Genomic DNA, 17541 nt, shown 5'->3' with positions numbered 1-17541 from the left:
TCAGACCAGTTTCAGCGATTTTTCAAGGGCGCCGCAGAGCATATGGCCGAGCGTGATATGCATTTCCTGGATGCGCCGGGTGGACTCTGCGGGCACGATCAGCACCGCATCGGCGAGTTTTGGAATGACGCCGCCGTCGCGGCCGGTGAAGGCGGTGGTCACCAGGCCTTTTTTACGGGCCATTTCAAGGGCTTTCACGATATTCGGGCTGGTGCCCGAGGTGGAGATGCCAACGGCGACATCGCCAGGCTGGCCGAGGGCGTCGATCTGGCGGGCGAAGATCTCCTCGAAGCCGAGGTCATTGGCCCCCGCCGTCAAGGCCGAGGTATCGGTATTGAGCGCGATGGCGGCGATGGGCCGGCGATCCTCGACAAAGCGGATGACCAACTCCGCCGCCAGATGCTGCGCGTCCGCCGCACTGCCGCCGTTGCCGAAAAACAGGATCTTGTTGCCGTTCTGAATGGCGTTGACCCAGAGCCGCAGGATATCCTGGAACGGTTCGGCGAGCGCGTCCCGGCTTTTCGCCAGAACCTCGCGATGATCGTCCAGCTCGCGGTTATAATATTCTAGCGGATCCAAACCTGCCTCGCGCCTGATGGTGGAAATGTAATGGTCATAGTATAATCTCGCCGCCCCTGCAAATACGGAGTTGTTCCCGGGCCTAATTCGCCGACCTTTCGCGGGGCGGAAGGCGGCCTGCCGCCACATCCTCTATCAGCCGCAGCTGGCGTGGCAGCAGCTTTTCAAGCGCATATTTCTCCACCGCCGTTTTTCTTGCCGCCGCGCGGATATCCTGCATGTCATCGGCAGTGTCCAGCACCTCCTCGATCTGGGCGGCGAAGGCCTCGACATCGTCGAAGGGCGCGAGAAAGCCGTTTTCCCCGTGGCGGATCACCTCGCGCACCGGCGCGGTGTCGGATCCGACGACAAGACCGCCGCAGGCAAGGCTTTCAATCAGCGACCAGCTGAGGACGAAGGGCACCGTAAGATAGGCGCGCACCGTCGAAAACTGCAAGACCTTGACATAGTCGCCATAGGCGAGCGGTCCGGTGAAATGCAGCCGCGCCGGGTCCGGCTTCAGTTCGGCCACCATGCGTTGACCCCAGCCCTCCCCCTCGGGAAGCCTCTTGCCATAGGCGACTCGGTCCTCGCCGACGACAAGCACATGGAGGTCCGGCCGCCGGTCCATCAGCAGCGCCGCGGCGCGCATGAATTCCGGAAAACCGCGGTAGGGCTCCATCCCTCGCGTCGCAAAGGTCAGGATTTCCCGCGCTTCGCCGAGGTCGAGATTGCCGATTTTTTTCTGAACCCGCCGGTCGGGCTTGAAAAAATCCGTATCCACCCCGTCATGCAGAACGGACAGCCGGGCGTGAAAAACAGGCGGAATCTGCGCCAGCTGGAAGCGCGTCGGCACCTGGCCCCAGTCGCAGGTCGCCAGATCCATCAGCAGCGGCATGTTCTTGCTGTGAATGCGCGCCGCATCGTCATAGCCCATGGCGCCGGGGTCGAGAAAATCCGCATCCGTCCCGCGCGCGTGATAAAACCATTCGAAATAGCTGAGCAGCCGGGCGTTGGGAAACACCTCCTTGACATAGAGGCTGTTGCCCCAGCCGGAATGGGCGCAGACGATATCCGGCTCGAACCCTTTCTTCTTCAGCTCCAGGCAGTTGCGAAAAACCGCCTGCGCATTCACCACCGCCGCTTCCGTCGGGCGCAGGTAATGATGGGTCTCCGCCTTCACCTCGCGGTGCGGTTTAGAGAGGATGTTCGTGACGCCGGGGATTTTCCCGGGCACCCGCTGCGAGATAAAAACGACCCGGTTGGCCTTGTCGGCGGCCAGACGGCGGGCGACATGGCGGTATTGCGCCGGAAAATTATTGTGCAGAAACAAAATGTTCATCGGGCCTGGCCGGGTCCCTTCGGCAGGTCTTTTGAGGTGCGGGCGGCGCGGGGGTCTTGGCTGTCGAAGGCCTCGAACGGGGTTTTCAGGCGCGTTTTCGCCATATCGATATAGTCCGGGTTGATGTCGATGCCGATCGCGTGGCGGCCAAGGACATTGGCGACGCGCGCCGTGGTGCCGCTCCCTAAAAACGGATCGAGAACCACATCTCCCGGATCGGAGGAGGCGCGGATGATCCGCTCCATCAGGGCTTCGGGCTTCTGCGTCGGATGGGGTAGCCGCTCCGCCGCGCAATAATGCACATGGCTGAACTGCCAGACATCGCCGGGATTGGCGCCCGCCATATTGTTGCGCTTGCGGTAGTATTTCTGCGGCACCCGCACGTCATCGAGGTTGAAGCGCGCCTCCGCGCCCTTCGAGAACCAGAGAATATCCTCATGGCGCGGGGAAAAGCCGCGCTTGCGGCCCATGCCTTGTGTGTAATGCCAGGTGATCCAGCCCTGCGGCGTCAGGCCGAATTCCTCCTCCAGCATCAGATAGAGCCGGGCGATGAAGCGGACCCCCATGAAGCAATAGAGCGACCCGCCGGGCCGCAGCAGGCGCACCGCCTCCGTCAGCCAGCCCTTGGTGAAGTCGTGATAATCCCGGCTGTCCTTGAGGTCGATATTGTTGCCGTAGTTTTTGCCAAGGTTATAGGGCGGATCGGCGAGGATCAGATCGACGCTGCCCGCCTTGAGCCTCGCCATTTCCCCGGCGGCATCGCCACAGATCAGGGTACTTTTTTGAACGATCTGGTCCATCCGGCTATTGCGGGGACCGCTTGGCCATGATGCGTTGCAGGGTGCGCCGGTGCATGTTCAGCCGGCGGGCGGTTTCCGAAACATTATGATCGCAGAGTTCATAGACGCGCTGGATATGCTCCCAGCGGACACGGTCGGCGGACATCGGGTTTTCCGGCGGCGTCGGCATGGCGTCCTTGTCGGCGAGCAGGGCGTTGACGATATCCTCGACATTGGCGGGCTTGGCGAGATAGTCGATGGCGCCCGCCTTCACCGCCGCAACCGCCGAGGCGATATTCCCATAGCCGGTCAGCATGACGATGCTGGCCTCCTCGTTGACCTTGCGGATGGCCTCTACTACCTCAAGGCCGTTGCCGTCCTGCAGCCGGAGATCGACAACCGCGTAATCGGGCGCCGTCTCGGCGGCGCATCGCTTGCCTTCGCTGACGGAATTGGCGAGCGTCGGGCGGAAGCCCTTGCGCTCCATCGACCGGCCGAGCCGGTTCAGAAAGATTTCATCGTCATCGACGATCAGCAGCGACTTCTTGTCGTCCATTACACGCTCTTTGTACCTATACGCCTTCGAAACAAGCCGTCGAGGCTAGATTAACATATTTTCTAATTACTGAAAGGATCAGATTTTTCAAGTTGTCTGCGCGCCCAGAGGATTTCGACGACCGCGCCGCCGGCCTTGCGGTTGCGGAAGCTGAGCTCCCCGCCGCTGCGCTTGATCAGCATGTCGGCGATAAAAACGCCAAGGCCCATGCCGCCCTTGCCGCGCCGGGTCGACATATAGGGCTCGCCAAGGCGGCTGAGGATTTCCTCGGAAAATCCGGGGCCGTCATCGAGGATTTCCGCGCGCACCAGCTTGTCGTTCCAGTAAAGCTCGACGGTGACCGCGCTGTTCGCGAATTCGGCGGCATTGCTGATCAGGTTGCCAAGGCCGTGGCGCAGCTCCGCCGTCATGAACAGCCGCGGGATCGTCGCCGCATCGCCATGGCTGTTGATGACGAAGCTCTTGCCGCTGTCCGCGTATTTTTCGGTGATCAGCGAAAAGAGCGTGTCGAGCGCGAGAAAATTGTGATGCTCTGAGCCCCGGATGAAGCGCTCCGTCTCCGGGCCCCGGGACAGCTGCGCCAGCACCTCGGCGCATTTGCGCGCCTGATCGTGAAGAAGCGCCGCATCCGCCGCTGCGTCGCTCCCCTCGGGCAGCATCTGGCGCAACTCCTCCGCCACCAGCAGGATGGTGTTGAGCGGCGTGCCGAGCTCATGGGCGGCGGCGGCGGCAATCCCGCCGACGGCAGAAAGCTGCTGTTCGCGCGCCAGCTCGGCGCGGGCGATGGTCAGCGCATCCGACATCTTCCGGGAATCCGCGGCGATCAGCCAGGCATAGCCGGACAGAAAGGCGGTGCCGAGCACCAGCGCCGACCAGATCGCCAGGATATAGGTTTGCGAGAGCACCAGCGAGCCCGGCGGCAGCGGCAGCGGCCGGTAGACAAGCGCAAGCACGGTGATGCAGGCAAGGGTCGTCAGGCCGAGGAACACGGTGCCCTGGCGCGGCAGGTTGGTCGCCGAAATGGTTACCGGCACGAGGAAGAGCACCGAAAACGGGTTGGTCAGGCCGCCGGTGAAGTAAAGCAGCCCCGCAAGCTGGAGAATATCGTAGAAAAGATAGAGGATCGCGCCGCGGTCCGGCAGCCGCGCCGTCGGCTTGCGGTTAAGGCTGATCAACAGGTTGAGGATCGCGCTCGCCCCGATCAGCAGGCCGATCGGCATCAGCGGAAACTCGAACTTGAAAATAAGGGATACGATAAGAACCGTCAGCGCCTGTCCGAATACGGCGATCCAGCGGATATAGACCAGCGTCTTGAGACGCATCCCGCTGGCTGCGAGATTGATCTGGTCGGTCTCGTCCCCGGTCCGGCCGATTTGTCTGATCCTGTCGCCGATCGTCACGGAATCACGCGCATCGGTTTATTTTTCACAAGATTGTTCGACATATTAATGCCATCATTGATCCCTTACTCTATATCAGTATCCAGTTTTCCAACGATTATTCAAAAAGGATGGAGAAGATGCAAACGACAATTAGGGCAACCCGTCGAAAATTCCTGTCGATCGTGGGCGCAGGCGCGCTGGTTCTGGGATCCGGCAGCCTTGCCCTAGCCGGCGACGCGCAGGACCAGATGGTGGAAAAAGCCAAATTCACTATCACGGACCTTGCCGCGAAACCGGATATGGAACAATTCCGCCGGCTGCTTGCCGTCTCGAAGGGCGTGATCGTCTTCCCGCAGGTTCTTAAAGCGGGCTTCTTCCTTGGTGGCGCGGGTGGCGGCGGCGTGCTGCTGGGCCGCGATGAGGCCGGCAACTGGTCCTCGCCCGCCTTCTATAAAATGGGCCAGGGCAGCATTGGCCTGCAGTTTGGCGCCCAGGTGAACGAGCTGGTCCTCGTCATCATGACGGAAAAGGGCCTGCAGGCGATCATCAACAACCAGGTCAAGCTCGGCGGGGATCTGAGCGCGGCGGTCGGCCCGGTTGGCACGACGCTCGGCGCCTCGACAACCACCAACCTGAAGGCGGATGTTTTCTCCTTCGCCATTTCGAAGGGCCTGTTTATCGGGGCCTCGGTCGAAGGGTCGGTCCTGACGTCGAATGCCGAAGCGAACCAATCCTATTACGGCCAGCCGGTGACATCGCAGCAGATCGTGATCGAAAGAACCGTTTCCAACGCCCAGGCCGATGGCCTGAAGACGGCGCTGACGGCGGCGGAAGCGAAATAACCGCCTAGCCGCCCGCCTTTACCAGCACGGCGACAACTTCGGGATGACGGTTCTGTTTCGCATGATCCAGGGCCGTCCTTCCGGTAAAATCCGTGAGATCCACCGTCGCGCCCTTTTCAAGAAGTAATTTCGCAACCGCCGTATGGCCGGTTTTGGCGGCCTTGATCAGCGCCGTCTCCCCCTGCCGGTTTTCCTCATCGATTTTCGCGCCGTTTTCAATCAGGATCGCCGCCACCGCCGTCGATCCATAGGCCGCCGCCTGCATCAGCGCCGTATTGCCGAACGGATCGGCAAGATCGACCGTGGCGCCATGGCCGAGCAGCACCGTCACCGTTTTCGGAACGCCGGCAATGGCCGCATGATGGAGCAGCGGAACTTTCTTGAGATCGCGGATGTTCGGGTTATTGCCGGTCAGGAGAAATTTCTCGACCGCGTCCGTGTTGCCATAGTCGGCACTTTGGAAAACCGCGTCCTCGCCGAGAAGGGACTGGGCATGTGAGGGCGGCGCGATCAGGAGAACCAGCAAAAAAGCGAGCCAACAGAACCGCATAAATCGTCTCATATACATATTCTGTGTTAGATTCCCCACATGTTAAGTGTCAATTATTAATCAATTATCGGTAAAATCGCAAAAAAAACTGACAATTTAATAACTTTTCCTATATTATGTTGCAGTGCAGCGAAGAGTCGCTCGAAGAAGAATAACATGATCCACAGGTCCGGGTCCTGGCAAATAAGGAGAGTACGACGTGCTTTACCAGTTTAATGAAATGCAGAGATTGGCGCTTTCCCCGGTTCGTATGGCGGCTCAGTTTTACTCCCAGGTTCTGCGAAATCCGTTCAATCCGATATCCGAAACAGCGCCCGCGCAAACCCTCGCGGCGGGCTTCGATCTGTTTTCCGAGACCACACAGTATCATGGAAAGCCGGCCTTTGGCATCACCTCGACGAATATTGATATGCGCACCGTCGCCGTGACCGAGGAGATCCTGCATCGCAAGACCTTCTGCCAGCTCAAGCATTTCAAGCGTGATACGACCCGCAAGGATCCGAAGCTGCTGATCGTCGCACCGATGTCTGGCCATTTCGCCACGCTTCTGCGCGGCACGGTCGAGACGATGCTGCCGAACCATGACATTTATATCACTGACTGGCGGGACGCCGCCAATGTGCCGGTGTTCGAGGGCCGGTTCGATCTCGACGACTATATCGACTATATCATCGACTATCTGAATATCCTGGGCCCGGACACCCACGTCATGGCGGTGTGCCAGCCGGGCGTGCCGGTTACGGCCGCCGTCGCGCTGATGTCGGAAGACAACAATCCGAATGTGCCGCTTTCGATGACCCTGATGGGCAGCCCCATCGATACCCGCCGCCATCCGACGGAGCCTTGCAAGCTGGCGATGAACCACTCCATCGAATGGTTCGAGCATACGGTGATCCATCATGTCCCGCTCGGCTATCCCGGCGCGTTCCGGCGTGTCTATCCGGGCTTCATGCAGCTGACCGGCTTTGTCAGCATGAATTTCGGCCGCCATATGGAAGCCCATATGAAGCAGTTCGATCATCTGGTGCAGGGCGATGGCGACAGCGCCGACAAGCATCGCGCCTTCTATGCCGAATATAACGCGGTGATGGACCTTACGGCGGAATATTACCTGCAGACGATCGAGACCGTGTTCCAGAAACAGTCGCTCGCCAAGGGCGAGATGATGTACCGCGGCGAGCGCCCGGTGCGCCCGGAGCTGATCAAGAAGACCGGCCTGATGACCATCGAGGGCGAGCTCGACGATATCTCCGGCATCGGCCAGACGGTCGCCGCGCATGATATCTGCAGCGGCCTTCCCGACAGCATGAAAGCCCATTACGAGCAGAAGGGCGTCGGCCATTACGGCGTCTTCAACGGCAGCAAGTTCCGAAGCGAGATTGCGCCGCGCATTTCCGATTTCATCCTCAATCTTGAGCCGCGCAACCGCGTACGCCTCGCCCTTGTACCGGCAGCATCCGACGCCCCGGCCGCGAAAGCCGCGCCGAAAGCGGCGGTAAAGAAGCCGGCGGCAAAGAAAGTCGCGGCAAAGAAAGCGCCGGAGAAGAAAGCGGCCGCCCCGAAAGTCGCGGCCAAGACGGCGCCCGCAAAGAAAGCGGCACCAAAGACGGCACCGGCAAAGAAAGCCGCCGCGAGCAAGCCGGTAGCGAAGAAAGCACCGGCACGGAAGGCCGCCGCAAAACCGGCGATTGCCAAAGCGGCGCCCGCGGCCAAACCCACGATGACGGCCCCGGTGGCCAAGGCGGCAACGATTGAGGCGCAGGCGACAAAAAAACCCGCCGCCGAAGCCGCGCCGCTCAAGGCCGCGAAATCCCCGACGAAAACCAAAGCGGCGACGCGCCCCCGGCGCAAACCGGCAAAAAAGGCCTGAGATGGGGTGAGCGAGAAACCTTTCTGGGAGACGGTACCGCTTGATAAAATGACGACGGAGCAGTGGGAATCCCTCTGCGACGGCTGCGGCAAATGCTGTCTTCTCAAGCTCGAGGATGAAGATACGCTCGAGCTTGCCTATACAAATGTCGTCTGTCGCCTGCTCGATATGGGCAGCTGCCAATGCACCCGCTATCCCGAGCGCTCCCGCCTTGTTCCCGATTGCATCACCCTCACACCGGAAATTATCCCGAACCTGCGCTGGATGCCGCGCACCTGCGCCTATCGCCTGCTGTCGGAGGGAAAGCAACTGCCCTGGTGGCATCCGCTTGTCTCCGGCGATCCCGACACCGTCCATCAGGCGGGCATTTCCGTGCGCGGGCGCGTGATATCGGAGCGGCGGGCGGGCGATCTGGAAGATCACATCGTCGACTGGCCGGATGAAAACATTGAGTAACGGCGGCGCGCCGCTGCTGGTCGCCGGGCCGCAGCCGCATATCGATTTCGGCGGGCGGAAAATTCCGATCGAGATCAAGCGCTCCCCCCGCGCGGTCCGCATCCGGGTCCGGATCGACCCCCGGCGCGGCATCGTCCTGCTGCTGCCGAAACGTGCGTCGGTGGGCGCGGGGCTTGCGTTTCTCGACAAGGAAATCGACTGGATCGCCAGCAATATCAAGCGGTTGCCGGAAAGTGTGCCGTTTCGCGATGGCGCCATGCTGCCCCTGCTGGGGGAGCCGCACCGGATCACCCATGCGCCGGACCGGCGCGGCTATGTCTGGGCGGAGGCGGGCCATATTTACGTAACCGGCCGCGAAGAACATCTGCCGCGGCGTCTTCGTGACTGGACCCGCAAGCGGGCGAAGGCAGAAATCGGCCCCCTCGCGGAAGGATATGCGGCCGAGATCGGCAAAAGCTACAGCGGCATTACGCTCCGCGACCAGGTCTCGCGCTGGGGCAGTTGCTCCTCGACGGGGCGGCTGAATTTTTCCTGGCGATTGCTGCTGATGCCGGCGGAGGTGATGAGCTATATCGTCGCCCATGAAGTCGCGCATCTGCGCCATATGAACCATTCGCCCGCCTTCTGGCAGGTGGTTGACGAGCTCCATCCCGGTGTTGCGGCGGCCAAGAAATGGCTGAAAAAGCACGGCGCCGATCTACATAAATATGGCGTTGAACCCGCGGAGAGGGTATGACAGGGGCGTCCTCAGTCGAAAGCCGCCCATGAACCGCCTCGCCCCCAATTCCATTGCCTTCACGCTCTATCTTGCCGCCGCGGTGGCGCTCGGGCCGCTGTCGACGGACATGTATCTGCCGACCTTCCCGCAGCTTGCCGCCTTTTTTAACGCGAGCGCGGCGGAAGTGCAGCTCACCCTCAGCATTTTCACCTTCGGCATCGGCGGCTGCCAGCTGATTTACGGGCCGCTCACCGACCGCTTCGGGCGCAAGCCCGTCATTGTCATTGGCCTGTTTATCTATGTGTTTGCCAGCATCGCCTGCCTGTTCGCCTATCATATTGATCAGCTTGTGATTTTGCGCTTTATCCAGGCGCTCGGCGTCTGCGCTGCCATCGTCGTGCCGCGGGCGATCGTGCGCGATCTGTTCAAGCGCGAACAGGCGGCGCAGCAGCTGTCCCGCATGGGGACGATCATGGGGCTCGCGCCCGCCATCGCGCCGGTGCTGGGGGGATATATCGCCGCCTTCTACGGCTGGCAGTCGGTGTTTTTCGTGCTCGGCCTTGCCTCCCTGATCGTCGGGCTGGTGACCTTGCTGCTGGTCGATGAATCGCTTGCCGAGAAAAATTTCAACGCGCTGCGCCCCAGCCATATCGTCCGCAACTATCTGGATTTGCTCAGGCACCGCGAATTTCTCGGCTATGCGCTGACCGGCGGGCTCAGCTTCGGCGGCCTGTTCTCCTTCATTTCCGGCTCGCCCCTCGTGCTGATCGAGGTGCTGGGCGTGCGGGCCGAGAATTTCGGCTATTTCTTCGGGATTGTCGTGCTCGGCTATATGAGCGGGACGCTGCTCGGGCCGAAGATGACGAACGCCCGCGGCCTTTCCTTCTCGGTCGGGATCGGCACGGTGATTTGCGCGATCGGCGGCGGCAGCATGGTGCTGGCGGCCTGGGCCGGGATGAACACCCTGACCGCCGTCGTCCTGCCGATGGTCATCTATACGCTCGGCATGGGGGTTGTGCTGCCGCAATCGCAGGCGGGCGCCATGGCGCCATTCCCCGATAAGGCAGGCTCCGCCTCGGCTTTGATGGGTTTCCTGATGCTCGGCTTCGCGGCCTTCCTCGGCTTCATGATCGCCTATTTCTATGACCAGACCCAGTTTTCGATGGTCTATGCCATCGGGTTGATGGGCCTCAGCACGCTGGCCGTCTTCCTTGTGACGGTGCGCGGGTCATCCGACGAACAATGGGAAGAGAACTGACGCGCCCTCAGGGCTGGCGTCGCTGCTGATCCATATAGTCAAAGGAATCCTTCTTCTCCGGCGTGTTCAGATCAGCCGGCCCCGTCGCGTCGCCCGCCGCCGGCGGCGTCTTGCTTGAAAAGGCGCGGACGATCTTATCCCAGAGGCTTTGGCCGGACTGCTGATCCTCCACCCGGTTGAAGGCGACCGCATGGGAGGTTTCCGAATGGGTGATGAAATCCTTCCAGGTGATGGCCGGCAGGTTGCTGCCGTTCACCCGTTTCGTCGCCGAGCCGTCGTCATTGCCGAACCAGACGCCGGCGACCAGGTCCGGGGTGAAACCGATGAACCAGGCGTCGCGGTAATCCTGCGTGGTGCCCGTCTTGCCCGCGGCGGCGAAGCCCGGATTGGCCGCCTTGCCGGTGCCCCATTTGATCGTCGCCGTCATCACGTCCTGCATCTTGTTGATGGTCGCGGCGCTGACGATGCGCCCCTGCCCGGAGGTCTGGCGCTGGTACAGCACCGCGCCGTCCTTTTCGCGGATTTCAAGAACGCCGTAGGGAACCACCGCCGTGCCGCCATTGGCGATCACCGCGTTGGCGGCGGTCATCTCGAGAAGCGACACCTCATAGGTGCCGAGGGAGATCGACGGATGCAGCGGGAAATTCCCCGTCAGGCCGAGATTGCGCGCCATATCGGCGACTTTCTCCCGGCCGACCCGTTCGGTCACCCGCACCGCGACCGTATTGATGGAGCGGGCGTAGGCCTCCCTGAGGCTCATATCGCCATTATAGAGCTTGGTATAATTCTCCGGGGTCCAGCCGTCGATATTGACCGGGCCGTCGTTGAAAATATCGTCGGGCGACAGGCCATTTTCAAAGGCGGCCGCATAGACGATGGTCTTGAAGACGGATCCCGGCTGGCGGCGGGCAACGGTCGCCCGGTTATAGACGGATTCGGCATAGGACCGCCCGCCGATCATCGCCTTGACGGCGCCGTCGGGCGACATCGCGACAAAGGCGCCCTGGCTCACATTCATGGCCTTTCCTTCCGCCTTCAGCCGTGCCTCGATCGCGCGTTCCGCATCCGACTGCATCTCAAGATCGAGGGTTGTCGTGATCACCAGATCCTTTTCTGTGCGCCCGATATAGGCCTGGACTTCGCTGACCACCCAGTCGGCGAAATAACGGACATTGCGGAAATCCTGGCTCGCATTGACCAGAACCGCCGGATTGGCGCGGATTTTCTCGGCCTCCGCCGGGGTCAGATAGTCTTCATCGACCATCCGCGCAATCACGACATTCGCCCGGCCTTGCGCCCGTTCAAGGCTGCGGGTCGGGGCATAATAGCTCGGCGCCTTCAGCAGGCCGGCCAGCATCGCCGCCTCCGCCGTTGTCAGTTCCGTCGCCGGATGCGAAAAGTATTTCCGCGACGCCGCATCGATGCCATAGGTGCCGGAGCCGAAATACATGCGGTTGAGATAGAGCGCGAGGATTTCATCCTTCGTATATTCCGTCTCCAGCCAGAAGGCGAGCAGGGTCTCGCGGATTTTCCGCCCCAACGTGCGCTCCGGGGTGAGGAACAGGTTCTTTGCCAGCTGCTGCGTGATCGTGCTGCCGCCCTGGACGACGCGCCCGGCCTCGTAATTGCGCCAGGCGGCGCGGATCAGGCTGACCGGATTTATGCCGAAATGATTATAGAAATGGCTGTCCTCGGTCGCCAGCACGGCCTGCTTGATATTCTCGGGGATATCCTCGATCGGCAGCATGTCGCCGTAAAGGTCGCCATAGGTCGAATAGCGGATGCCTTCACGGGTCTGCAACACCATGGAGGGGCGCTTCTCGATGTCGCCGATGCCGGAAATATCCGGAAGCGTATAGGCGAAATAGCCGATGAACAGCCCGCCGATCAGCACCGACCAGAGAATGATCGTCCCGCCCCAGTTGACGAGCGGCGCCCAGATGCCGGACGCGGCCTGGCGTTTGCGCGCGCGGCCGCTCGCGCCCTTTTTCGGGCGGCGTTTGGCGGCGGTTTTCGTGGATTTCGCGGCTTTCGCCCTGGCGGCCGGTTTCGGGCGCTGCGGATAGCTGGCCCCGGCGGCCGACGCCTTCCTGCCTGATCCCTTAGATGCCTTCTTCATAATCGAACTCGATCGTTACTCCGGGTTACTCTGATTTCCCGACAAAGGCGGCACTATCGTCCAAATATAAGGCGAAAATGAGGTTTCGGGAATATCCCCCTCATCCCGCCTCAGGCATCCAGGAAGCTGACTTTCAGGGCATTATCCTGAATGAAATTGCGTCGTGGCTCCACCACATCGCCCATCAGGGTCGAGAACACCTCGTCCGCCTCGTCGCCGTGGTTGATCTTCACCTGCAGCAGCGTCCGCGCCTCGTGATCGAGGGTGGTTTCCCAAAGCTGTTCCGGGTTCATCTCGCCGAGACCCTTGTAGCGCTGGATCGTGAGGCCGCGCTTGCCGAGTGTCGTCACCGCCTCCATCAATTCGAGCGGGGAGTAGATCACCTGACGCTTGTCCTTATGGATAAAGACGGAGGGTTTCGCATAGATCGCCTGAAGCTCGTCCTTCATCGAATCCAGCTGCCGCGCCTCGGCGGAATGGATGAGATTGCTGTCGACAAGCTGCACTTCCGTGACGCCGCGTACCTCGCGGCTGAATTTCAGGCTGAAATCGGGCATCACCTCGCCGCTCCAGCCGCGCTCCGTCTCCGAGGAGATGGCGTCGAGCCGTTCGGCAACAAATTTGGCCGCCTCGGGGCCGCGGGTCGGATCGCTCAGCACCTCGTCGCTGAGCGCGCCGGCGATGGCCACCTGCTCGACGACCGGGCGGTTCTGGATGCGGGCGATGGCGTCGATGAGATCGCGGGCCTGGCGGGCGCGTGAGACGAGGGCGCGAAGATCCTCCCCGCTCCTTTGCTCGCCTGAGGCCAGCTCCAGCACCACCTCTTCCATGCCCTGGTCGATCAGGTAATCGTCCATGGCCTTCTGGTCCTTGAGATAGACCGAGGATTTGCCTTTCGTCACCTTGTAGAGCGGCGGCTGGGCGATATAGAGATAGCCCCGCTCGATCAGTGCCGGCATCTGCCGGTAGAAGAAGGTGAGCAGAAGCGTGCGGATATGCGATCCGTCGACATCGGCGTCGGTCATGATGATGATCTTGTGATAGCGCGCCTTCTCGATATCGAACTCCTCCGGCCCGATGCCGGTGCCGAGCGCGGTGATCATGGTGCCGATTTCGTTGGACGACAGCATGCGATCGAAGCGCGCCCGCTCGACATTGAGGATTTTACCGCGCAGCGGCAGCACCGCCTGATTATGACGGTCGCGTCCCTGCTTGGCGGAGCCGCCGGCGCTGTCACCCTCGACGAGGAACAGCTCGGAAACGGCGGGGTCCTTCGACTGGCAATCGGCGAGCTTGCCCGGCAGGCTGGAGATATCGAGCGCGCCCTTGCGGCGGGTGAGTTCGCGTGCCTTGCGCGCCGCCTCACGCGCGGCGGCCGCCTCGACCACCTTCGAAATCACGATTTTCGCGTCATTCGGATGTTCCTCGAACCACTGGCTGAGCGCGTCGTAGACCGAGCTTTCGACAATCGGGCGCACTTCGCTGGACACCAGCTTGTCCTTGGTCTGGGAGGAGAATTTCGGATCCGGCACCTTGACCGAGACGACGCAGGTCAGCCCCTCGCGCGCGTCATCGCCGGTAATCGTCGCCTTTTCCTTCTTGGCGATCCCGCTCGAGGCGGCATACTGGTTGATTGCCCGGGTCAGCGCCGCCCGGAAGCCGGCCAGATGGGTGCCGCCGTCGCGCTGCGGGATATTGTTGGTGAAGCAGAGGACGTTTTCGTGATAGCTGTCGTTCCATTCGAGCGACGCCTCGACCGTCACCCCATCCTTTTCCCCGGCGAGATCGATGGTTTCCGTGATCAGCGGGTTTTTCGACCGGTCGAGATATTTGACGAAGGCCGAAATGCCGCCTTCATAATGCAGATCGACCGTCACCGGCTCGGCCGAGCGGAGGTCGTTGATCTGGATATAGACGCCGGAATTGAGGAAGGCGAGCTCCCGCAGGCGGTGTTCGAGCGTCGCAAAATCGAACTTGATATTGGTGAAGGTCTGCGGCGAGGGCGTGAAAGTGATTTCCGTCCCCGTCTTGCCGACCGCATCGCCGAAGATTTCGAGCGCGCCGAGCGGCTCCCCATGCGCGAAACTGAGGCGGTATTCCTTGTCGTTGCGCCAGATCTTGAGATCGAGCCGGGTCGAGAGCGCATTCACCACCGAAACGCCGACGCCATGCAGGCCGCCGGACACCTTGTAGGAGTTCTGGTCGAACTTGCCGCCCGCATGTAGCTGGGTCATGATCACCTCGGCGGCGGACACCCCCTCCTCCTGATGGATATCGACGGGAATCCCGCGGCCGTTGTCGCGCACCGTCACCGATCCGTCACCGTTGAGCGCGACAAAGATCAGGTCGCAATGACCGGCCAGCGCCTCGTCGATGGCATTGTCGACCACCTCATAGACCATGTGATGCAGGCCCGATCCGTCATCCGTATCGCCGATATACATGCCCGGGCGTTTGCGCACCGCATCGAGGCCCTTCAGGACCTTGATCGATTCCGCGCCATATTCTTCCGCTTCCACATGACCCTCAATGTTACTCATTACGTCGTCTTCCCTTTCAGCGGGCGACCGTCTGGCGGACTGCGCCATTGTCGACCGTTAAAAACTGCGCCCGGCTTCCGAGTTCGGAAAACTGGGCATAATCCGTGCCTGTCATCCAGGCCTGTGTCTTCATCTCCTCGATCTCGTCGAACAGCGCGGCGCGCCGCGTTGCATCGAGATGGGCGGTGATCTCGTCGAGCAGCAGGATCGGCGCCTGCCCCTGCAATCCCGCCTGCAGCCGGGCATCGCCGAGGATGATCGAGATCAGCAGCGCCTTCTGCTCTCCCGTCGAACATAACTCCGCCGGCATGCCCTTGTCCTTGTGCAGCACGCCAAGATCGCTGCGGTGCGGCCCCTGCCCGGTCGCCCCGGCGAGCGCATCCTGACGCCGTGACGCCTCCAGCGTCGCCCGATACCGATCCTCGACGTCCAGCGCCGACATTTCCTCTTCCAGCCAGCCTTCCAGCAGCCCCCGGGCGCTTAGCTCCGCCTTCGGAAAGGCGCGCCCGCCCGGGCCCTGGTCCGCCGTGGCCATCGCCTTATTCAGCCGCTCCGTCGTTTCCCGCCGCGCCGCGGCAATGGCGGTGCCGGTCCCGGCGAGCGTGCGTTCCAGCGACGCCAGCCAGTGGCGGTCGTGACGCCCCTCCTTCAGCAGCCGGTTGCGTTCCCGCATGACCTTCTCATAGGCCGTCATCCGCTTGCCATGGGCCGGATCGAACCCGTAGGTCAGCCGGTCGAGAAACCGCCGCCGCCCCGCCGCGCCCTCCTGGAACAGGCGGTCCATCTGCGGGGTCAGCCAGCTGACCTTGATATGCTCCGCGAGCGCATTGGACCCGCTCATGGTCTGTCCGTCGATGCGGACCGAGCGCCGCTCCGCCATATCGGCGGTTCCGGCCTCCGTCCCCCCCGAGACGAGCCCGGTGCCCAGCGTGCTCTCGCCCGCGTCCGATCTCACATCCGCCGCCACGGCCCAGCCGCCGCCGCCGTTCGTATTCGCCGCCTCCAGCAGTTTCGCGCGGCGCAGCCCCCGTCCCGGCGTGAGAAAGGAGATCGCCTCCAGAAGGTTGGTCTTGCCGCTGCCGTTGGCGCCGGTAAGTACGACAGGGCGTCCGTCCGTTTCCACCTTCAAATGCGTATAATTGCGAAAATCTGTCAAAATCAGGCGCGTGATAACATAGGCGGACACAAATGGCTCCTCTATGGCGACACCCATCGTCCGGACCCCGTGAACCAGGGCGCAGCGAGGGCCGCCACCTTACACCCGCATCGGCATCAGGACATACAGCGCCCCTTCGTCGGCACTGTCCCGGACGATGGTCGGCGATCCGGAATCGGCGAACAGGAAGCGCGCATTCTCCCCGTCGATCTGGCCGGTGATATCCAGCAGATATTTCGAGTTGAATCCGATATCCATGTCGCCGGAATGATAGGAGGCCGCGACTTCCTCGGTCGCGCTTCCGGCGTCGGCACCCGTCGCCGAGAGGGTGATCAGGTCGTTGCTGAGCGAGAGCTTGATGGCCCGGGTCTTCTCGGTCGCCACCGTCGACACCCGGTCGACGGCCTGGGCGAAGGACTTGCCGTCCAGCTCCAGCACCTTGTCGTTATTGGCGGGGATCACCCGCTCGTAATCGGGGAAGGTCCCGTCGATCAGCTTCGATGTCAGGACCGTATCGCCGAAGGAGAAGCAGATTTTCGTTTCCGACAGGGCGATCGAGACATCCTCCTCGCGCTCGTCGATCAGGCGAAGAACCTCCGACACCGCCTTGCGCGGCACGATCACGCCGGGCATGCCTTCCGCATCCGACGGGATCGGCGTCTCGACGCGGGCCAGGCGATGGCCGTCCGTCGCCACGGCGCGCAGCATCGGCACGCCGTTCGTTTCCGCCGTATGCAGATATATGCCGTTGAGATAATACCGGGTTTCCTCCGTCGAGATGGCGAACCGCGTTTTATCGATCAGCCGCTTCAGAATGGCCGCCGGCAGGGTGAAGTTATGGGGCAGCTGATTGGTTTCCATGACCGGAAAATCATCCTGCGGCAGGCAGGCCAGGGCGAATTTCGACTGGCCGCAGCGCACATAAATCCGCTGTTCGGCGGATTTGTAGTCCAGCTCCACCTGGCTCCCCTCCGGCAGTTTGCGGATGATGTCATAGAGCAGATGGGCCGGCGCGGTGATGGCGCCGTCGTTGCTGATATTGGCGGCGACCTTTTCATTGATCGCGATATCAAGATCGGTTGCCGTCAGGCCAAGGAAACCGTCCCGCGCATCCAACAGGATATTGGCAAGGATCGGAATGGTATTGCGGCGCTCGACAACGCTTTGCACATGGCTCAGGGAGGTCAGCAAGGCGGTGCGTTCTATGGTCAGTTTCATTGGCTCAATCAGGCTTCAAATAGGTTACTCGAATAGGGCGATTATTATGCCCGAAAAAGACCGGCTACATCAATATAATTCTCCCGGTAACCGGTAAATCCGTCCGGCCTTAAGAATTTGATTCATAACCTTGAATCCTTTTTCGGCCGGCCGCGGGAGAGGCCTCGCCACTATAGCAGAGAGAGCGGGAGAAACCT

At 61.6% G+C, this 17541-nt stretch carries 15 protein-coding genes; 5 read left to right on the top strand and 10 right to left on the bottom strand.

What is annotated here, in order from left to right; translation table 11 throughout:
* From GQF03_RS17045 to GQF03_RS17025, 5 genes are all read right to left on the bottom strand, one after another.
* Positions 1-579 carry a D-sedoheptulose 7-phosphate isomerase gene (locus tag GQF03_RS17045; protein ID WP_206375895.1) on the bottom strand — a complete coding sequence of 193 codons (579 nt, stop codon included), beginning with the start codon at positions 577-579 and terminating at the stop codon, positions 1-3.
* Positions 580-661: 82 nt separating this feature from the next.
* On the bottom strand, positions 662-1900 hold the full coding sequence (locus GQF03_RS17040; protein ID WP_161340504.1) for a glycosyltransferase: 1239 nt from the start codon (positions 1898-1900) through the stop codon (positions 662-664).
* Positions 1897-2700: a DNA-methyltransferase gene (locus GQF03_RS17035; RefSeq protein WP_161340503.1), complete on the bottom strand. Its 804-nt coding sequence runs from the start codon at positions 2698-2700 to the stop codon at positions 1897-1899. Before GQF03_RS17035 ends, GQF03_RS17040 begins: the two co-directional genes overlap by 4 nt.
* Before the next feature lie 4 nt (positions 2701-2704).
* Positions 2705-3235 carry an ActR/PrrA/RegA family redox response regulator transcription factor gene (locus tag GQF03_RS17030; RefSeq protein ID WP_161340502.1) on the bottom strand — a complete coding sequence of 177 codons (531 nt, stop codon included), beginning with the start codon at positions 3233-3235 and terminating at the stop codon, positions 2705-2707.
* A 62-nt stretch (positions 3236-3297) separates the two neighbouring features.
* Positions 3298-4635, bottom strand: a complete 1338-nt coding sequence (locus GQF03_RS17025; RefSeq protein ID WP_161340501.1) for an ActS/PrrB/RegB family redox-sensitive histidine kinase — start codon at positions 4633-4635, stop codon at positions 3298-3300.
* Between the two features lie 119 nt (positions 4636-4754).
* Between GQF03_RS17025 and GQF03_RS17020 the strand changes: the two genes are divergently transcribed.
* Positions 4755-5459, top strand: a complete 705-nt coding sequence (locus GQF03_RS17020) for a lipid-binding SYLF domain-containing protein (RefSeq protein WP_161340500.1) — start codon at positions 4755-4757, stop codon at positions 5457-5459.
* A gap of 4 nt (positions 5460-5463) precedes the next feature.
* Here the strand turns inward: GQF03_RS17020 and GQF03_RS17015 are convergent, their stop codons facing one another.
* Positions 5464-6009, bottom strand: coding sequence for an ankyrin repeat domain-containing protein (locus GQF03_RS17015; RefSeq protein ID WP_161340499.1), 546 nt, complete (start codon positions 6007-6009; stop codon positions 5464-5466).
* A 199-nt stretch (positions 6010-6208) separates the two neighbouring features.
* On the opposite strand from GQF03_RS17015, the gene GQF03_RS17010 reads away from it, so the two are divergent.
* Genes GQF03_RS17010 through GQF03_RS16990 form a run of 4 tightly spaced genes read left to right on the top strand, consistent with a single transcriptional unit; the run spans position 6209 to position 10311 of the window.
* Positions 6209-7879, top strand: coding sequence for a polyhydroxyalkanoate depolymerase (locus tag GQF03_RS17010; RefSeq protein ID WP_206375896.1), 1671 nt, complete (start codon positions 6209-6211; stop codon positions 7877-7879).
* A gap of 6 nt (positions 7880-7885) precedes the next feature.
* Positions 7886-8335 carry a YcgN family cysteine cluster protein gene (locus tag GQF03_RS17000; RefSeq protein ID WP_161340498.1) on the top strand — a complete coding sequence of 150 codons (450 nt, stop codon included), beginning with the start codon at positions 7886-7888 and terminating at the stop codon, positions 8333-8335.
* On the top strand, positions 8319-9071 hold the full coding sequence (locus tag GQF03_RS16995; protein ID WP_161340497.1) for a M48 family metallopeptidase: 753 nt from the start codon (positions 8319-8321) through the stop codon (positions 9069-9071). Before GQF03_RS17000 ends, GQF03_RS16995 begins: the two co-directional genes overlap by 17 nt.
* A 28-nt stretch (positions 9072-9099) precedes the next feature.
* Positions 9100-10311, top strand: coding sequence for a multidrug effflux MFS transporter (locus tag GQF03_RS16990; protein ID WP_161340496.1), 1212 nt, complete (start codon positions 9100-9102; stop codon positions 10309-10311).
* Positions 10312-10318: 7 nt separating this feature from the next.
* On the opposite strand, the gene GQF03_RS16985 is transcribed toward GQF03_RS16990, so the two are convergent.
* The 4 genes from GQF03_RS16985 to dnaN form a co-directional block, all read right to left on the bottom strand.
* Positions 10319-12430, bottom strand: coding sequence for a transglycosylase domain-containing protein (locus tag GQF03_RS16985; protein ID WP_161340495.1), 2112 nt, complete (start codon positions 12428-12430; stop codon positions 10319-10321).
* A 110-nt stretch (positions 12431-12540) separates the two neighbouring features.
* Complete coding sequence (gene gyrB / locus GQF03_RS16980; protein WP_206375897.1) at positions 12541-14970, bottom strand: DNA topoisomerase (ATP-hydrolyzing) subunit B; 2430 nt, start codon at positions 14968-14970, stop codon at positions 12541-12543.
* Between the two features lie 16 nt (positions 14971-14986).
* Complete coding sequence (gene recF / locus GQF03_RS16975; RefSeq protein WP_206375898.1) at positions 14987-16156, bottom strand: DNA replication/repair protein RecF; 1170 nt, start codon at positions 16154-16156, stop codon at positions 14987-14989.
* A gap of 69 nt (positions 16157-16225) precedes the next feature.
* Positions 16226-17344, bottom strand: a complete 1119-nt coding sequence (gene dnaN / locus GQF03_RS16970; RefSeq protein ID WP_161340492.1) for a DNA polymerase III subunit beta — start codon at positions 17342-17344, stop codon at positions 16226-16228.
* Between the last annotated feature and the right edge of the window lie 197 nt (positions 17345-17541).

This window comes from Sneathiella chungangensis, assembly GCF_009882935.1.
In the GTDB taxonomy this organism is placed as follows: Bacteria; Pseudomonadota; Alphaproteobacteria; order Sneathiellales; family Sneathiellaceae; genus Sneathiella; species Sneathiella chungangensis.
The sequence above is the reverse complement of the archived record's forward strand: the minus strand, read 5'-3'. Positions and strand labels throughout refer to the sequence as shown.